We start from the raw sequence: 16,740 nt of genomic DNA, 5'->3' as shown, positions 1-16,740 counted from the left end.
AGCAGGAACCGCCTACTGGCCGGACGGGCTGTTAATCATGGACAGCGCTGCCCGCTCCATGTAGTCCCACAGGGTGCCTTCATAAAGGGGCGGCAGCTCCAGGGCGTCCACGGCCTTGCGCATGTGGAACAGCCAGCGGTCCTTGGCCTCGGGCGTCACCTTGAACGGCATGTGGCGCATCCGGAGGCGCGGATGGCCGCGCTCCTCCCCGTAGGTGGTGGGACCGCCCCAGTACTGCTCCAGGAACATGAGGAACCGCCGCTTGGCCGGCCCCAGGTCCTCTTCCGGGTACATCGGGCGCAGCAGCGGATCGGTCGCCACGCCGTCGTAAAAGACGTCGATGAGCTTGGCGAACGTGTCGTGGCCGCCCACGGCGTCGTAGAAGTTGTCCGTGTAGCCGGGCTGGCTGAAGGGATCGTTCTGCATCAGCTGGCGCGGCCGCTGGGGCTCAACGGGAATCGTCATGGCTACTCTCCGGCTTTCTGGTTGGTCTTCGTGTTCTCGGCACCGTGGTCCGAGCCCTGGTCGGTGGTGCGTCCGGCTCCTCATGCAGCGGGACGTAGTTTCCCTGCGACCGGTTGCCCACCCGCAGGATTTCACCATTGCGCAGGTACCAGATGGCGCCGTCGTCGGACCGGACGCGGGTGATGCGCAGGCCCATCGACTCAACCACGCCCACCACCTCGCTGGTCTCGATCACGTCGCCGATCCCGTACTGGTCCTCGATGGTGATGAAGATGCCCGCCAGGAAGTCGCGGATCAGCTGCTGGGCGCCGAAACCGATGGCCACACCCAGGATGCCGACGCTGGTGAGCAGCGGGGCGATGTTGATGTCCAGGTTCTGCAGCACGTACATGCCGGTGATGACCACCACCAGCACGCCCACGACGCTGTTCAGCAGGGACCCGATGGTCTCGGCGCGCTGCACGCGCCGTTCATGGTCCAGCGCACGCAGCGCGGGGGCCACCCACTTGAAAGTGCGGTTCTTGAAGAAGTTGCTGCCGGACGCCACCCGCCGCGTGATGCGGGAAATGACGAACGTCGCCACCAGCCACACGGCAACGCCCACGCCGAGGCTGATCACGATCCCCGTGATACTGACGCCGTCCGGATCGGACGCGGCGGACGGCAGGACTGACAACATATTGACCATAGGTGGAAAAACTCCTTGAAGCGCGGCTCTGTTCTCCTTTAACCCTAGCCCCGTAGCGTGGAGCAATGCGCATCCTCATCCTCGGCGGAACCGCCTTCCTGTCAGCAGAAATCGTCCGCCAGGCAGCCGCCGCAGGCCACCGGATTGCCTGCCTGGCGCGGGGAACGGCGGGCCCGCCACCGCCGGGTGCCGAGTGGATCAGGGCGGACCGTTCACTGGGCGCGAAAGCCTATGGCGGCGTGTCGGGGGAGTGGGACGCCGTCATCGACGTCGCCCGGAACCCGGCCTTCGCCCGGGACGCGCTGGCGTGCCTCGCAGACCGGGCGGCGCACTGGACTTTCGTATCCAGCTGCTCCGTCTATGCGGACCACTCGGTCCCCGGGGCAACGGAGGACGCGGCACTCCTGCCGGCACTGGACCCGGGGGTGGAATCCACTGCCGAAAACTACGGCGAATCGAAGGCGGCCATCGAGGACGCCACCCTTGCTGCCGCCGGCGGCAGGGCCCACCTTTGCCGGGCAGGCCTGATCGGCGGCCCCGGCGACGGCTCGGACCGCTACGGCTACTGGCCGGCGCGCCTGGCCAGGGACAACAAACCGGTCCTCGTCCCGGACATCGGCGGGCACCCCACGCAGGTCATCGACGTCCGCGACCTTGCAGGCTGGATTCTGCTGGCCGCGGAACGAGGCACCACCGGTGCTTTGAGCGCGGTGGGGGAGACAGTGCCGTTCGGACAATTCCTCGAGGCGGCGCGGGAGGCTGCCGGCCATCGTGGGCAGACCGTCACGGCTGGCGAAGAATGGCTGGCGCAGCAGGGCGTGGAGTACTGGTCCGGCCCGGACTCGCTGCCGCTGTGGCGTCCACCCGGCCATGACGGCTTCATGGCCCGCAGCAACCAGGCCGCCAAAGCGGCAGGACTGGTCCTGCGGCCCTGGCAGGAAACCCTGGCGGACACCCTGCTCGATGAACGCAGCCGGGGCCTGGACCGGCCACGCAGGGCCGGGCTGGCACCCGCCACGGAAGACCGGCTGGTGGCGAGCCTCGCAGGCTAGGCAACCACCGTGACAGGTTCGTGCTCCACCGGGAAGTTCACGCTCCGGGCAATGAAGCAGACCTGGTTGGCCTCGTGGTGCAGCCGGGCGGCCAACTCCGCCTGGCCGCCGTCGGCAAGCGTGACCCGGGGGCGCAGCGTCACCCGTTCAAACTGGCCGCTGCCGTCCCGGTTCAGCCGGAGCATCCCCGTCGCCTCGTCGCGGTAGTCCGTCACCACCACGCCGTGCTTGACGGCCACATGCAGGTAGGACAGCATGTGGCACTGCGCCAGGGCGGCCAGGAGCAGCTGTTCCGGGTTGTACCGTTCCCGGTCGCCGTGGAACGTCGGGTCGGCGGAACCCTTGAGGACAGGCAGCCCGGGGATAATGATGTCGTGGTCCCGCGAGTAGCCGCGGTAGGACGTGGTCCCGTCACCCAGGTTGCCGGTCCACTGCACCGCCAGTTCGTAGTGGTGTTCGGAAAGGCCCATCATTCACCTCCGGCCAACTTGCGGCTACACATCCGCGGCCCTGGCACGAAGGGCGCGCGCGACGCCGTCGCGGTTTTCCAGCATCATCCGCCGCAGCGCCGCGCTTCCGGACGGCAGGGCTGCGAGGAAGCCGTCCGTTCGGTCGATGGTGGCCTGCGTGGTCAGCAGCGCCGGGTAGAGTCCGACGACGATCTGCTGGGCCAGTGCGTGCGTCCGGCTCTCGACGATGCCCGGCACCGCCTCGAAGTACTTCTCCGCGTACGGTTCCAGAAGCGACCGGTCATGGACGCGCATGAAGCCGCTCACCGCGGACCCCTGCAGTGCGTTGGACAGTTCGCCCTTGACCACGATCGACTCCCACGCCGCCGCCTTCGCTTCGGGAGCGGGGATCGCAGCCTTGGCCAGGGCCGCGGCGTTCTGGCCGCTGGAGGTGTTGTCGCGCTGCAGTTCGGCGTCGATCCCGTCCTGCCCCATCCGGCCGCCGGCCACCAGCGAAGCCACCAGCTCCCAGCGCAGGTCCTGGTCCACGGCCAGTCCCTCCAGCACCGCCGAGCCGTCCAGCAGCCCGGCCACCTTGTCCAACTGCTCCTGGCTGCTGGCGAGCAGGGCAAAGGACTTCACGAACTGCAGCTGCGCGTCGGAACCGCCGGGGACCCCGGACGCCAGCGTCCACAACCGGTCGGCCGCTGCCACGGTGGCCGCTGCGCGGTGTTCCTCCGCCACGTAGAAGTTCAGCGTCGTGGCCAGCTGGCGGAGCTGCACCAGGATCACCGAGGAATCGGACTCGGACGCCACGTTGGCCAGGACCAGCTCCACGTACTTGCGGGCCGGCGTTTCGCCGTCGCGGGCGGCGTCCCACGCGGAATTCCAGACCAGGGTCCGCGGCAGGCTCGCCGCGAAGTCCTTCAGGTGCGCCGTCGCCGTGGCCAGGGATTCCGGGTCCAGCCGCACCTTCGCGTAGGCGAGGTCGTCGTCGTTGACCAGGATCAGGTCCGGCCGGGCCAGGCCCACCAGGCCGGGCACGTCCGTGCGTTCGCCGTCGACGTCCAGCTCCTCGCGGTGCACCCGCTCGAGCTTCCCGGCGGCGTTGAGGTTATAGAAGCCCACGGCGAGGCGGTGGGGACGGATGGTGGGCCACTCCTCCACAGCGGACTGCACGATCGTGAAGGACCGCAGGGTGCCATCGGAATCTGTTTCCAGTTCCGGGCGGAGGGTGTTCACGCCGGCGGTTTCCAGCCATTGCCGGCCCCAATCGTCCAGGTCGCGGCCGCTGGCCTTCTCCAGCTCCACCATCAGGTCGCTCAGTTCGGTGTTCTGCCAGGAATACTTGGCGAAGTACTCCCGCACGCCCGCCATGAACTGCTCCGGCCCCACCCAGGCCACCAGCTGGCGGAGGACGGACGCACCCTTGGCATAGGTGATGCCGTCGAAGTTCACCTCAACGTCCTGCAGGTCATTGATCTCGGCAAAGATCGGGTGGGTGGTGGGCAGCTGGTCCTGCCGGTACGCCCAGGATTTCTCCACCGAGGCGAACGTGGTCCAGGCGCCCGTGAAGGAGGTTGCATCCACCGCAGCCAGGTGGGACATGTACTCAGCGAAGGATTCGTTGAGCCACAGGTCGTTCCACCACCGCATGGTCACCAGGTCGCCGAACCACATGTGGGCCAGCTCGTGCAGGACGGTGATCGCGCGGCGCTCAACCTGCGCTTGGGTGACCTTGCTGCGGAAGACGTAGCCTCCAGGATGGTCACGGCACCCGCGTTCTCCATGGCCCCGGCGTTGAATTCAGGCACGAACAGCTGGTCGTACTTTTCGAAGGGGTAGGGGCAGCCGAACTGTTCCTCGAAGAATGCGAAGCCCTGCCGGGTCAGCTCGAAGATGTTGTCCGCATCCAGGTACTGCATGAGCGACTTCCGGGCAAAGACCCCCAGCGGGATCACCCGGCCGTCGGAACTGGACACTTCGCTGCGGACCGACTGGTACGGGCCGGCGATCAAGGCTGTGACGTAGGAGGACAGCCGGGGCGTGGGGTCGAACGTCCAGACCGAACGGGCCCCGCCGTCGTCGCCGGGCGCTGCGGGGGACGGCTGGGGAGTGGGGGAGTTGGAGATGACATCCCAGTGCGACGGCGCCGTGACGGTGAACGCAAAGGTTGCCTTCAGGTCCGGCTGCTCGAAGACGGCGAACATCCTGCGGGAATCGGGAACCTCGAACTGGGTGTACAGGTAGACCTCGTTGTCCACAGGATCCACGAACCGGTGCAGGCCCTCGCCGGTGTTCATGTAGGGCGCATCCGCCACGACGGTGAGCTCGTTGTGCTCCTGGAGGTCCGGCAGCTGGATGCGCACCCCGTCGGCCACGGCGGCAGGATCGAGGGCCTGGCCGTTCAGGGTGGCACTGTGCACGGTGCGCGTCACGGCGTCGATGAAGGTGGACGATCCTGGCCTTGCCGTGAATTTCACGGTGGTGGTGCTGCCGAAGACCTCCCCGCCCTTTGTCAGGTCCAGGTGGATGTCATAGGAGTCGACCGTGATCAGATCGGCGCGCTCACGGGCTTCGGCGCGGGTCAGGTTCATGCCTGGCAAGTGGACCTCCAGAGAAGTTGCGGCTGCGGAGGTGGGGGTACCCAGCTCCGGCACTGATCATTCTTGCATTGCCCGGCCCGGTACGTTGCCCGCGTCACACCCGCGTGCTGCACAGGCACGGCAACGGCCGGTGCGGAGTAGCGTTAAGGCATGGGTAAGTTCCTGGATTCGGTGGATGCCAAGGCCCTGCGCTTTGCCGTCGGGTTCCCGGTTGTCCTGGCCGGCGCGTTCGTCCTCTGCGCGTTCCTGCTGCGGCGTGACCTTCCCGAGCCGCTTGCCATCCGCTGGACGGACGACGGCGGCGCGGCGTTCGCCCCGTTCGGCGCCTACGTCGGGGTGGGCGCCTGATGATCGTGGTGTTCGGCTGGCTCGTCCTCTGCCAGGCCGTGCCGCTGGGGCGGCCCGTGGTGATGCGGCGGATCATGATGGGCGCCGGGCTTTTCCTCACGCTGTTCATCACCAGTGCCCTCGCTGCCGGCCTTGTTGGCCAGGCAGGACTGGCGGACGCGCGCGAATCGCGGGTGGACCTGACCGTCCTTGCCCTTGGCAGCGGAGCCGCCGTTTCCCTCGGCGTCATCATGGGCTTCGTGTACAAGGCGGACCGGCAGTGGTCCCCGGACGATGACCGGGCGCTCCAGGCCGCCATCGCCACGGAGCTCGATCCGGACCTGACCCGGGACAGCATGCGCCTGTGGTCCATGCCAGGAGTTCCGTCTTCGTCATGATCGGCATCGCCTCACTGTTCCCGGCGGCGCTGATCGCCATCGCCGTGCCGTGGCTTGGCATCCTGCTCGTGGTCCTGGCCTTCTTCGGCGCAGCGTTCCTGTTTGCCCGGATCAAGGCGGACCGCGGCGGCCTGAAAGTCCTGCTGGCCGGCGTGGTGCCGGTGATGGACATCCCGGCAGGCTCCATCACTGCCGCCAGCGCGGCGGACGTCCGGGCGGCAGACTATGGCGGGTGGGGCTACCGGAAGCACGGCGAAACCGCGGCGATGCTGGTCAGCAGCGGACCCGCCGTCGTCGTGCGCAAGGCTGACGGCCAGCGACTGGCCGTCAGCAGCGGCAGCCAGGCTTCCGCGGCCCGGCTCGCCGAGGTCCTGACCCGGGTGGCCGCCAGGGCACGTCGCGCCGGCGGACCGCAGCAGCCCGGTCCGGCGGAGTCCTAGTATCCTTGTCCGTGTCATTCCACCGGCCGGCTCCTCCCGGCCCGGCCGCCAGCGCCGCCAACTGAACGGATTCTGCTCGTGACCTCTACCCCTGCCTTCCCGCGGGTCCACATCGCCACCGACCACGCGGGCATGGAGCTCAGCGCCCACCTGGTTTCCCACCTGACCGCCAAGGGCTACGAAGTGGTGGACCACGGCCCCAAGGTCTACGACGCGCAGGACGACTACCCGTCCTTCTGCATCAACGCGGCCCTCGCGGTGGTGGCGGACCAGCAGGCAGGAGTCCACGCGCTGGGCATCGTGCTGGGCGGCTCCGGCAACGGCGAACAGATCGCCGCCAACAAGGTCAAGGCGTCCGCGCGGCCCTGGCGTGGAACCACTCCACGGCCACCCTGGCCCGCGAGCACAACGACGCCAACGTGGTGGCCGTGGGCGGCCGCCAGCACACCGTGGAGGAAGCCACGGAGCTCATCGAGGCCTTCCTGGCCGAGCCTTTCAGCAACGACGAACGGCACGTCCGCAGGATCGGCAAGATCGCCGCCTACGAGGCCACCGGCGAGGTCATCGAGTAGTGCCTGAGGGGCATTCAGTCCGGCGCCTGGCCCGCCAGTTCGGCGACGTTTTCGCGGGCCGGCGGCTTGCCGTGTCCAGCCCCCAGGGCAGGTTCAGCGGGGGAGCGGCGCTCCTGGACGGCCACACGCTGCTCACCGCCGAAGCCCACGGGAAGCACCTCTTCCTGCACTTCGACAACTCCCTGGTCCTGCACGTCCACCTGGGCCTCTACGGGGCCTGGAGCTTCGGCGGCGACCGCACCTTCACCGGGGCCTCCAGCATCGGAGCGCCCCGCCGGGTGGGGGAGCAGGAAGCCTTTGCGGACGGGGATGACGACGCCGATGCCGCCTATGCCGGGCCGCCAGCCCCGGTGGGCGCGGTCCGGGTCCGGCTCGCCAGCAGCCACGGCTGGGCGGACCTGCGCGGCGCAACAACCTGTGAAACCATCACAGCGGCCGAAGCGGAGGCGGTGCTGGCCAGGCTGGGCCCGGATCCCCTCCGCAACCGGCGCGGCGACGCCGGACGCTTTGCCGCGAACCTGCAGCGCCGCAAGACACCCGTGGCCGCGCTGCTGATGGACCAGAAAATCATTGCCGGCATCGGCAATGTGTACCGGGCCGAGGTGCTGTTCCGCCTGCGCCTGCACCCGTGGCTGCCAGGCTCCGCCGTGCCGGACACCGCCGCGCGCAAGCTGTGGCGCGACGTCGTCGCCCTCATGAACGACGGCGTGGCCGACGGCCGCATCATCACCACGCCGCCAAAATACTGGACCCTCGATGGCACGACGGCCGCCAAAGCCGCCGCCGTCGGCCTGCCGGTCCCGGCCAGGAGCAGCAGCTTCCCCTCCCGGGAGGACGCCCATTTCGTGTACAAGCGGCACGGCCTGCCCTGCCGGGTATGCCGCACCGTCGTGCTGATGGCCGATCTGGCCGGACGCAACCTGTACTGGTGCCCCCAGTGCCAGCAGGAGTAGCGGGGCCTGCCTGCGTCCTTCCCGGGGCACTTTGACACGGACACGCCGGCCGCCGGCGGCGATTTAGGCAACTGCGCCGCAAAAGTGCCCCAGGACGGCCCTGCAATTTTCGGCTTAACGCAAAAGGACCCCCGGTCGGGGATCCTTTTGGTTTGGAGGGGACGACGGGAATCGAACCCGCGTAATCAGTTTGGAAGACTGAGGCTTTACCATTAAGCTACGTCCCCGAAGGAAGATCCATCTGCAACATTAGCAGTTGGAAACTCCGGGCTGGCTGTCCAAGCCGGATATAACTAAACCTAATCCATGGGCTACGTGTCAAATGTGCAAACACGGCGCGTATCACCGTAGACTTGCCTGTGCACTAACGGGGTGTAGCTCAGCTTGGCTAGAGCGCCTGCTTTGGGAGCAGGAAGTCGCAGGTTCAAATCCTGTCACCCCGACTCTGCGGCCCGGACCACACGGCCTGGACAAAAACATTGCGTTTGCAGAAACCCATCCCACAAACCCAGGAGTACTTAGACCGTGAAGAGCGCTGTCGAGAACCTCACCCCCACGCGGGTCAAGCTCAACGTTGAGGTTCCCTTTGAGGAACTGAAGCCCAGCATCGACTCGGCTTACAAGACTGTTGCTTCGCAGATCCAGGTCCCTGGCTTCCGTAAGGGCAAGGTTCCCGCCAAGCTCATCGACCAGCGCGTCGGCCGCGGCTACGTCCTCGAGACCGCCATCAACGAAGGCCTCAACGGCTGGTACCAGGCTGCCGTGCAGGAATCCGGCATCCGCCCGCTGAGCCGTCCCGAGGTTGAAATCACCGAGGTCCCGGACCCCTCCGCCACCGACGGCGGCCTGAAGTTCGCTGCCGAGGTCGACGTCCGTCCCGAGATCGAACTCCCGGACTACGCCGGCATCAAGGTTGAGGTCGCTGCTGCCGAGTCCTCCGAAGAAGACGTGGACAAGGCCCTGGATGAACTGCGCGGCCGCTTCGGCACGCTGAAGTCCGTTGACCGCCCGGCTGCCGACGGTGACTTCCTCACCATCGACATCACCGCCACCATCGACGGCGAAGAGGTTGACTCCGCATCCGGCCTGTCCTACCAGGTTGGCTCCGGCACCATGCTCGAAGGCCTCGATGAGGCAGTCACCGGCCTCAGCGCCGACGAGGACGCCATCTTCAACACCACCCTGGTGGGCGGCGACCACGCCGGCCAGGAGTCCCAGGTCAAGGTTGTGGTCAAGGCCGTCAAGGAGCGCGAGCTGCCTGAGGCCAACGACGACTTCGCCCAGCTGGCGTCCGAGTTCGACACCCTGGCCGAACTCCGCGAGGACCTGGCCAAGCAGGCCGCCGACTCCAAGATCGTTGAGCAGGGCGTCGAGGCCCGCGACAAGGTCCTGGACAAGCTCGTCGAACTCGTCGAGGTGCCGGTTCCGGACTCCGTCGTCGAAGAGCAGCTCGAAGCCCACTTCAAGGAGGGCAACGGCCACGGCGAAGGCGAGCACGACACCGAGGAGCACCGCGAAGAGGTCCGCGCCAACACCGCCCGTGCCTTCCAGAACGAGATCATCCTCGACGCCATCGCCGAGAAGGAAGAAGTCAACGTCAGCCAGAACGAGCTGATCGACTACATCGTCTCCACCGCCAGCCAGTACGGCATGGACCCCAACCAGTTCGCCCAGATCATCGATCAGAGCGGCCAGGTCCCCATGATGGTTTCCGAGGTCCGCCGCCGCAAGGCGCTGGCCGTTGTCCTGGGCCAGGCCGAGGTGACCGACACCGACGGCAAGGCCGTTGACCTCAGCGACTTCGTCCGCCCGGGCGGCGAAGAGGCTCCCGCGGCCGAGGCTGCAGACGCCGAGGCTGTGGAGGCGGAAACCGCCGAGACCGCTTCCGAGGACGACAAGGCCGAGGCAAAGGCCTAGTCTTTCCCGACGCATGAACGGCCCCTGGATCACCGGATCCGGGGGCCGTTCGCGTTCCGCCCGGGTCCCGGCGCATCAGGTTCGCCCAGCGTGCGCCGTCAGCGAACAGCCGTCGGGGCGCGAACAAAATGTCGGTGAAACCGGTTAGTGTCCAAGTAGTGATTTTCAGTGATGTCACCGTCACCAGCGAGAGGTAAGTAAACATGTCACAGCACCCAGAGGCCCCCCGGATGGCGACCGTCGATCCCGCGGCCCAGGACAACTACATTTACAACCGCCTGCTGAAGGAGCGGATCATCTGGCTTGGCTCGGAGGTGCGCGATGACAACGCCAACGCAATCTGCTCCCAGCTGCTCCTGCTGTCCGCCGAAAACCCGGACAAGGACATCTACCTGTACATCAACTCCCCGGGCGGCTCCGTGACGGCCGGCATGGCCATCTACGACACCATGCAGTTCATCCCCAACGACGTCGTCACCGTCGCCACCGGCCTGGCTGCCTCCATGGGACAGTTCCTGCTGTCCTCGGGCACCAAGGGCAAGCGCTACGCCACCCCCAACGCCCGCGTCCTGATGCACCAGCCGTCCGGCGGCATCGGCGGCACCGCGTCGGACATCAAGATCCAGGCGGAACTGATCCTCCACATGAAGAAGGTCATGGCGGAACTGACCGCCGAGCAGACCGGCCAGACCGTGGAAACCATCCTCAAAGACAACGACCGCGACAAGTGGTTCACCGCCACCGAAGCGCTCGAGTACGGCTTCTTCGACAAGATCGCCGCCCACGCCGGCTCCGTCTCCGGCGGCGGCGGAACGTCGAACGGCTCCGGCAGCCAGCCGGCATCCGAGAACTAAACCGGCACCACGAACACTCAGATCAGGAGCAACAGAAAATGAACTACAACTTCGGGTGGTCCGCCGGTAATCTTCCGTCCAGCCGCTACGTCCTGCCCCAGTTCGAGGAGCGCACCCCTTACGGCTTCAAGCGCCAGGACCCCTACACCAAGCTGTTCGAGGACCGCATCATCTTCCTCGGCGTGCAGGTGGACGACGCCTCGGCGGACGACATCATGGCCCAGTTGCTGGTCCTTGAGTCCACCGACCCGGACCGCGACATTACGCTGTACATCAACTCGCCCGGCGGCTCCTTCACCGCCATGACGGCGATCTACGACACCATGCAGTACATCCGCCCGGAAATCCAGACCGTCTGCCTGGGGCAGGCTGCCAGTGCCGCAGCAGTCCTCCTCGCGGCCGGAACCCCGGGCAAGCGCCTGGCCCTCCCGAACGCCCGCGTCCTGATCCACCAGCCCGCCCTTTCCGGCGGCCAGGGCGGACAGGCCTCGGACCTCGAGATCCAGGCCGCTGAAGTCATGCGCATGCGGTCCTGGCTCGAGGACACCCTGGCCCGCCACTCCGGCCGGACGTCCGAGCAGGTCAACAACGATATCGAGCGTGACAAGATCCTCACCGCGGACGAGGCCCAGGCTTACGGCCTGATCGACCAGGTCCTGGACTCACGCAAGATCAAGCCTCAGGCAATTACGAGGTAGCAGTACGTAAAGCGCCGGTGCGGGCCAGTTCATTTGGCCCCACCGGCCTTTTCCTTCCACCCTTGGGAGCCAATGTGACCTAGAGTGGATGTTGTCACAAACCGGTCCTCGCAGGCTGGTGATGATTCCAGCGACCGTGCAAGGCTGCTCGGCAGCAAGATACTAAGGGGTTCACATATGGCTCGGATTGGCGAGAGCACGGATCTGCTGAAGTGCTCTTTCTGCGGAAAGAGCCAGAAGCAGGTGCGCAAGCTCATTGCCGGGCCCGGGGTGTACATCTGCGATGAGTGCATTGAACTGTGCAACGAAATCATCGAAGAGGAACTCGCGGAGGTCGCCGACCTGGGCAGCTTCGAACTGCCCAAGCCCCGCGAAATCTTCGACTTCCTGCAGGAATACGTGATCGGCCAGGAGCCCGCCAAGCGTTCCCTCGCCGTCGCCGTCTACAACCACTACAAGCGCATCCAGGCCGGGCACGCACCCAAGTCCGGGAGCCTGGCCGACGGCGGGCACCACGACGACGTCGAGATCGCCAAGTCCAACATCCTGCTCATCGGCCCCACCGGCTGCGGCAAGACCTACCTGGCCCAGACCCTCGCCCGGCGTCTGAACGTGCCGTTCGCCGTGGCCGACGCCACCGCCCTGACCGAGGCCGGCTACGTGGGCGAGGACGTGGAGAACATCCTCCTCAAGCTCATCCAGGCCGCGGACTACGATGTCAAGAAGGCCGAACAGGGCATCATCTACATCGACGAGATCGACAAAATCTCCCGCAAGAGCGAAAACCCGTCCATCACCCGCGACGTTTCCGGTGAAGGCGTGCAGCAGGCACTCCTGAAGATCCTCGAGGGCACGGTCGCCTCGGTGCCGCCGCAGGGAGGCCGGAAGCACCCGCACCAGGAATTCATCCAGATCGACACCACCAACGTGCTGTTCATCGTGGCCGGTGCCTTCGCCGGCCTAGAGGAGATCATAGGCTCCCGGTCCGGCCGCAAGGGGATCGGGTTTGGTGCACCACTCAACGAAGCCAGCAAGAAGGTGGACTCCTACGGCGAGGTCATGCCCGAGGACCTGCTCAAGTTCGGCCTGATTCCTGAATTCATCGGCCGCCTCCCCGTGATCACCACGGTGTCCAACCTGGACCGCGAGGCATTGATCCAGATCCTCTCCACGCCGAAGAACGCCCTGGTCAAGCAGTACCAGAAGATGTTCCAAATAGATGGCGTGGAACTCGTCTTTGACGACGCCGCGCTGGATGCCATTGCCGACCAGGCGCTGGAACGCGGCACCGGCGCCCGGGGCCTGCGGGCGATCCTGGAGGAAGTCCTGCTGCCGGTCATGTTCGACCTTCCCAGCCGCGAGGACGTGGCCAGCGTGGTCATCACCGCGGACGTCGTGCTGAAGGGTGCCGAACCCACCATGATTCCGCACGCGGCCAAGCGGCGTAAGTCTGCCTGACGCCCGGCCTGATCCGCAACACCTGCCAGCCGTGGCTGCCGCGCGGGCAGCCACCACCACCCGAAGGACCTGCTATGCCTGAAACCGTCAAGAACAAGGCCGACTTCTGGTTCGATCCGCTGTGCCCCTTCGCCTGGATCACGTCCCGGTGGATCGGGGAAGTCGAGGGCGTCCGTGACATCGAAACGGTGTGGCACGTCATGAGCCTCGCCGTGCTCAATGAGGGCCGCGACCTGGAGCCGTCCTACCGGGAATCCATGGACAACGCCTGGGGCTTGGTCCGCGTCATCATCGCCGCCCAGCAGGAGCACGGGCAGGAGACCGTTAAGGCCCTGTACGACGCCATGGGCACCCTGATCCACGACGGCGGCGAAAAGGACCGCGGCCTCGTCATCACCAAGGCGCTGGCGGAATGCGGGCTGCCCGCCTCTTTGGCCGAAGCGGCCTCCACCGACGCCTACGACGCGCAGCTCCGCGCCAGCCACGAGGAAGGCATTTCGCTGGTGGGCCAGGACGTGGGAACCCCCGTGGTGGCCTTCAACGGCACCGCATTCTTTGGCCCCGTCCTGACCCGCATTCCGCGGAGCGAGGAGGCCGGCAGGCTCTGGGACGCCACCACCGTCCTGGCCGGCTACCCGCACTTCTTCGAGCTCAAGCGCAGCCGCACGGAGCGTCCGGAATTCGACTGAACCGTTGGCCTCCCGCAGCGGAAAGGGCCTAGGGAAAACTACTCGTTTGTAGTTCTCCCGGGGCCCTTGCGCATGCCCCCGGCCGGGACAACAATGGTTCTTACCCACTTCGAAAGAAGCGGGACGCAGGAACCGAAGATTCAGTGATATGTATCTGACGCAGCCATCGGCAAAGCCAGATACAAGCTACCAGTGACGTGGTAGGAAGACCTGAAATTTCCCAGGATCCTGCCAGACCATCAAGTCGTCACCAGATGGCCGAAAAGTCGAAGCCCCACCAACGGCAAAACGCTGATGGGGCTTCCCCTTTGTCCGGAATCCGGACCCAGGCCTTAAAACCCGGCCTTAGGCCTTGGCGGCTCATCCGTAACGGCAAGGTCCACGCCGTTGACCGTAAGCTCACCGTCGGCCGCCACCAGGGTGATGTCCCGGGCGTTGGACGCCGCCTTCAGGTCGGACAGGCCGGCCTGCAACTGAGCGGTCAGTGCTTCAGGCGCCGTGATGGTCGCGGACAGCACCTCGGTGCGCTGCTTGACCTTCGCCTCGGACTTGGCCTTGCGGACACCGCTGAGTGCGAGTCCCACCGTGGCCAGCATGGTGGTGTCCCCGCCGGGAACCTCCAGCCCCGCGGGCCATTCGGCGCGGTGGACCGAGCCGTTGCGCCACCAGCTCCACACCTCTTCGGTGGCGAAGGGCAGGAACGGGGCGAACAGCCGCAGCAGGGTGTCCAGGGTGGTGGCCAGGGCCCCCAGCACCGAAGCCTGCTCTGCTTCGCCGGCCGCGCCGTAGGCGCGGTCCTTGATGAGTTCGACGTAGTCGTCCGTGAACTGCCAGAAGAAGCTCTCGGTGATCTGCAGCGCCCGGGCGTAGTCGTAGTTGTTGAACGCCTTGGTGGACTCCCGCACTACCTCGCCGAGCTGGGCCAGTAATGCACGGTCCAGGGGGTTGGTGAGCACGGACAGGTCCGCACGGAGCACCGAGTTTTCCGTGGCCCCGAGGTTGAGGACGAACTTGGAAGCGTTGAGCAGCTTGATGGCCAGGCGGCGGCCGATCTTCATCTGCGCAATCTCGTACGCGGTGTCCGCACCCAGGCGGGCGGAGGCCGCCCAGTAACGGACGGCATCGGAACCGTACTCGTCCAGGACGTCGGTGGGAACCACCACGTTGCCCTTGGACTTGGACATCTTCTTGCGGTCCGGGTCCAGGATCCAGCCGGAGATCGCCGCGTGCTTCCACGGCGCGTTCTTCTGCAGTGCATCGGCACGCACCACCGAGGAGAAGAGCCAGGTCCGGATGATGTCGTGGCCCTGCGGGCGCAGGTCGAACGGGTAGACCTTGGCAAAGAGTTCCTCGTCGCGGCTCCAGCCGCCCACGATCTGCGGAGTCAGCGAGGACGTGGCCCAGGTGTCGAAGATGTCGGCGTCACCGGTGAAGCCGCCCGGCACGTCGCGCTGGGATTCCTCGTATCCCGGGGCGGCGTCTGCCATCGGGTCCACCGGGAGCTGCTCATCCGAGGGAACGATGGGTGCGTCATAGTTCGGGTTGCCGTCACTGTCCAGCGGGTACCAGACGGGGATGGGCACGCCGAAGAAGCGCTGCCGGGAGACCAGCCAGTCGCCGTTGAGCCCCGAGATCCAGTTCTCGTAGCGTGAGCGCATGAAGGAGGGGTGGAAGTCGATCTCGTGGCCGCGCGCAATCAGCCGCTCGCGGCGGTCCTCGTCGCGGCCGCCGTTACGGATGTACCACTGCCGGGAGGTGACAACCTCGAGCGGCTTGTCGCCCTTCTCGTAGAAGTTCACCGGGTGCATGATCTTCTTCGGCTCACCCTCCAGGAGGTCCGCGGCGGCCAGGAGCTCCACCACGCCTTCCTTGGCGCTGAAGACCGTTTTGCCGGCGATCTTTGCGAAGGCCTCACGGCCGGCGTCGGTGGTGATCCACTCCGGGGTTTCCCCGACGATCCGGCCGTCGCGGCCCACGATCGCGCGGGTGGGCAGCTGCAGTTCGCGCCACCAGGTAACGTCCGTCAGGTCGCCGAAGGTGCACACCATGGCGATGCCGGAGCCCTTGTCCGCCTTCGCGAGCGGGTGCGCCTTGACCTCGACCTCGACGCCGAATACGGGGGAGGTCACCTTCTTGCCGAACAGCGGCTGGTACCGTTCGTCGTCGGGGTTGGCCACCAGCGCCGCGCAGGCAGCCAACAGCTCCGGACGGGTGGTCTCGATGTAGATCTTCTCCCCGTCCTCGGTGAAGAAGGGGTAGCGGTAGTAGGCGCTGGGCACTTCGCGGTCTTCGAGTTCGGCCTGCGCCACTGCGGTCCGGAAGGTGATGTCCACAGTGTGGGCGCCTCGGCCATGTAGGCGTCGCCGGCAGCGAGGTTGGCCAGGAAGGCGCGCTGGGAGGCGGCGCGCGAATTGTCGTCGATGGTCCGGTACGTCAGTTTCCAGTCAACCGACAGGCCGAGTGTCTGGAACAGGTTCTCAAAGACCTTCTCGTCCTCGACTGCCAGCTCTTCACACAGTTCGATGAAGTTCCGGCGGGAGACAACGTCGAAGTCCCGCTGGTTCTTGGCCGGCTGGGCCGGCGGGCGGTAGTCCGGGTTGTAGGGGATGGCGGGGTCGCAACGGACGCCGTAGTAGTTCTGCACCCGGCGTTCGGTGGGCAGGCCGTTGTCGTCCCAGCCCATGGGGTAGAAGACGTTCTTGCCGGTCATGCGCTGGTAGCGTGCCAGCACGTCGGTCTGGGTGTAGGAGAACATGTGCCCCACATGCAGCGACCCCGAAGCGGTGGGCGGGGGAGTGTCGATCGAGTAGACCTGTTCCCGGGTGGTGTCGGGGTCGAACTTGTAGGTTCCCTCGGCCAGCCAGCGCTGCGTCAGGGCAGCTTCGAGGCCCTCGAGGGCCGGCTTGTCCGGAACGTTGATGGGGGCGGTGATGGGCGTGTCTGTACCCTGCGTGTCTTCAGCCATTGGGCAATTCTTTCATGCTCCGTTGCTTCGCACAGAACCGCGGGGGAGTAGCATGCCGCCCATGGGTGCCAAAGGAGCCGGCTTCGCCGTAAAACGGATCTACGATCCGCCGGCGGACGACGACGGATACCGGGTCCTGGTGGCTATCTCGCCTCTGACCCGGACTGACCTGAAGCGGTGTTGCCCCGGGCCAGGTTCGTGGCGGCAGG

The 16,740-nt window shown here is 66.4% G+C and carries 10 protein-coding genes, 2 tRNA genes and 4 pseudogenes; 10 read left to right on the top strand and 6 right to left on the bottom strand.

The window, feature by feature from the left end:
• Positions 1–12: 12 nt before the first annotated feature.
• A complete protein-coding gene (locus tag G205_RS01065) occupies positions 13–465 on the bottom strand; it encodes a globin (protein WP_009372883.1) in 453 nt (150 codons plus the stop codon).
• Entirely contained in the window at positions 449–1,153 is a 705-nt protein-coding gene (locus G205_RS01060; protein ID WP_009372882.1) for a mechanosensitive ion channel family protein, read from the bottom strand. Before G205_RS01060 ends, G205_RS01065 begins: the two co-directional genes overlap by 17 nt.
• Before the next feature lie 65 nt (positions 1,154–1,218).
• On the opposite strand from G205_RS01060, the gene G205_RS01055 reads away from it, so the two are divergent.
• The gene (locus G205_RS01055; protein ID WP_009372881.1) at positions 1,219–2,205 is read left to right on the top strand and encodes an NAD-dependent epimerase/dehydratase family protein; all 987 of its coding nucleotides are present in this window, start codon (positions 1,219–1,221) and stop codon (positions 2,203–2,205) included.
• Here the strand turns inward: G205_RS01055 and G205_RS01050 are convergent.
• Positions 2,202–2,675 (bottom strand): OsmC family protein, encoded by a 474-nt coding sequence (locus tag G205_RS01050; protein WP_009372880.1) that lies wholly within the window; start codon positions 2,673–2,675, stop codon positions 2,202–2,204. The two genes, G205_RS01055 and G205_RS01050, sit on opposite strands and share 4 nt — an antisense overlap.
• Positions 2,676–2,699: 24 nt before the next feature.
• A pseudogene (pepN, locus tag G205_RS01045) lies at positions 2,700–5,251 on the bottom strand (aminopeptidase N).
• 159 nt (positions 5,252–5,410) lie between these two features.
• On the opposite strand from pepN, the pseudogene G205_RS01040 reads away from it, so the two are divergent.
• The 3 genes and pseudogenes from G205_RS01040 to G205_RS01030 all read left to right on the top strand — a co-directional run bounded on the left by G205_RS01040 (position 5,411) and on the right by G205_RS01030 (position 7,950).
• Positions 5,411–6,425: pseudogene (locus tag G205_RS01040) on the top strand (hypothetical protein).
• 132 nt (positions 6,426–6,557) lie between these two features.
• Positions 6,558–6,997, top strand: a pseudogene (locus G205_RS01035) (ribose-5-phosphate isomerase).
• Positions 6,997–7,950, top strand: coding sequence for an Fpg/Nei family DNA glycosylase (locus G205_RS01030; RefSeq protein WP_009372879.1), 954 nt, complete (start codon positions 6,997–6,999; stop codon positions 7,948–7,950). Before G205_RS01035 ends, G205_RS01030 begins: the two are co-directional and overlap by 1 nt.
• Positions 7,951–8,103: 153 nt before the next feature.
• Here G205_RS01030 and G205_RS01025 read toward each other — a convergent pair.
• Positions 8,104–8,177 (bottom strand) — tRNA-Gly (locus G205_RS01025).
• Positions 8,178–8,318: 141 nt separating this feature from the next.
• Between G205_RS01025 and G205_RS01020 the strand changes: the two genes are divergently transcribed.
• The 6 genes from G205_RS01020 to G205_RS00995 all read left to right on the top strand — a co-directional run bounded on the left by G205_RS01020 (position 8,319) and on the right by G205_RS00995 (position 13,566).
• A tRNA-Pro gene (locus G205_RS01020) sits at positions 8,319–8,393 on the top strand.
• Between the two features lie 82 nt (positions 8,394–8,475).
• The gene (gene tig, locus G205_RS01015; RefSeq protein WP_009372878.1) at positions 8,476–9,867 is read left to right on the top strand and encodes a trigger factor; all 1,392 of its coding nucleotides are present in this window, start codon (positions 8,476–8,478) and stop codon (positions 9,865–9,867) included.
• A 230-nt stretch (positions 9,868–10,097) separates the two neighbouring features.
• Complete coding sequence (locus tag G205_RS01010; RefSeq protein ID WP_009372877.1) at positions 10,098–10,721, top strand: ATP-dependent Clp protease proteolytic subunit; 624 nt, start codon at positions 10,098–10,100, stop codon at positions 10,719–10,721.
• Between the two features lie 38 nt (positions 10,722–10,759).
• Positions 10,760–11,419 (top strand): ATP-dependent Clp protease proteolytic subunit, encoded by a 660-nt coding sequence (locus G205_RS01005; protein ID WP_009372876.1) that lies wholly within the window; start codon positions 10,760–10,762, stop codon positions 11,417–11,419.
• 177 nt (positions 11,420–11,596) lie between these two features.
• Positions 11,597–12,877, top strand: coding sequence for an ATP-dependent Clp protease ATP-binding subunit ClpX (clpX, locus tag G205_RS01000; RefSeq protein WP_009372875.1), 1,281 nt, complete (start codon positions 11,597–11,599; stop codon positions 12,875–12,877).
• 74 nt (positions 12,878–12,951) lie between these two features.
• Positions 12,952–13,566, top strand: a complete 615-nt coding sequence (locus G205_RS00995; protein WP_009372874.1) for a mycothiol-dependent nitroreductase Rv2466c family protein — start codon at positions 12,952–12,954, stop codon at positions 13,564–13,566.
• Positions 13,567–13,898: 332 nt separating this feature from the next.
• On the opposite strand, the pseudogene valS reads toward G205_RS00995, so the two are convergent.
• A pseudogene (gene valS, locus G205_RS00990) lies at positions 13,899–16,531 on the bottom strand (valine--tRNA ligase).
• Positions 16,532–16,740: the final 209 nt, after the last annotated feature.

It is taken from the genome of Arthrobacter nitrophenolicus (assembly GCF_000332815.1).
Taxonomy (GTDB): Bacteria; Actinomycetota; Actinomycetes; order Actinomycetales; family Micrococcaceae; genus Arthrobacter; species Arthrobacter nitrophenolicus.
The sequence above is the reverse complement of the archived record's forward strand: the minus strand, read 5'-3'. Positions and strand labels throughout refer to the sequence as shown.

Excerpts from the sequence above, each read along its gene's own strand:
- clpX (WP_009372875.1), top strand. The coding sequence starts at position 11,597 with ATGGCTCGGATTGGCGAGAGCACGGATCTGCTGAAGTGCTCTTTCTGC.
- G205_RS01010 (WP_009372877.1), top strand. The coding sequence starts at position 10,098 with ATGGCGACCGTCGATCCCGCGGCCCAGGACAACTACATTTACAACCGC.
- G205_RS01055 (WP_009372881.1), top strand. The coding sequence starts at position 1,219 with ATGCGCATCCTCATCCTCGGCGGAACCGCCTTCCTGTCAGCAGAAATC.
- G205_RS01060 (WP_009372882.1), bottom strand. The coding sequence starts at position 1,153 with ATGGTCAATATGTTGTCAGTCCTGCCGTCCGCCGCGTCCGATCCGGAC.
- G205_RS01005 (WP_009372876.1), top strand. The coding sequence starts at position 10,760 with ATGAACTACAACTTCGGGTGGTCCGCCGGTAATCTTCCGTCCAGCCGC.
- G205_RS00995 (WP_009372874.1), top strand. The coding sequence starts at position 12,952 with ATGCCTGAAACCGTCAAGAACAAGGCCGACTTCTGGTTCGATCCGCTG.
- G205_RS01050 (WP_009372880.1), bottom strand. The coding sequence starts at position 2,675 with ATGGGCCTTTCCGAACACCACTACGAACTGGCGGTGCAGTGGACCGGC.
- G205_RS01065 (WP_009372883.1), bottom strand. The coding sequence starts at position 465 with ATGACGATTCCCGTTGAGCCCCAGCGGCCGCGCCAGCTGATGCAGAAC.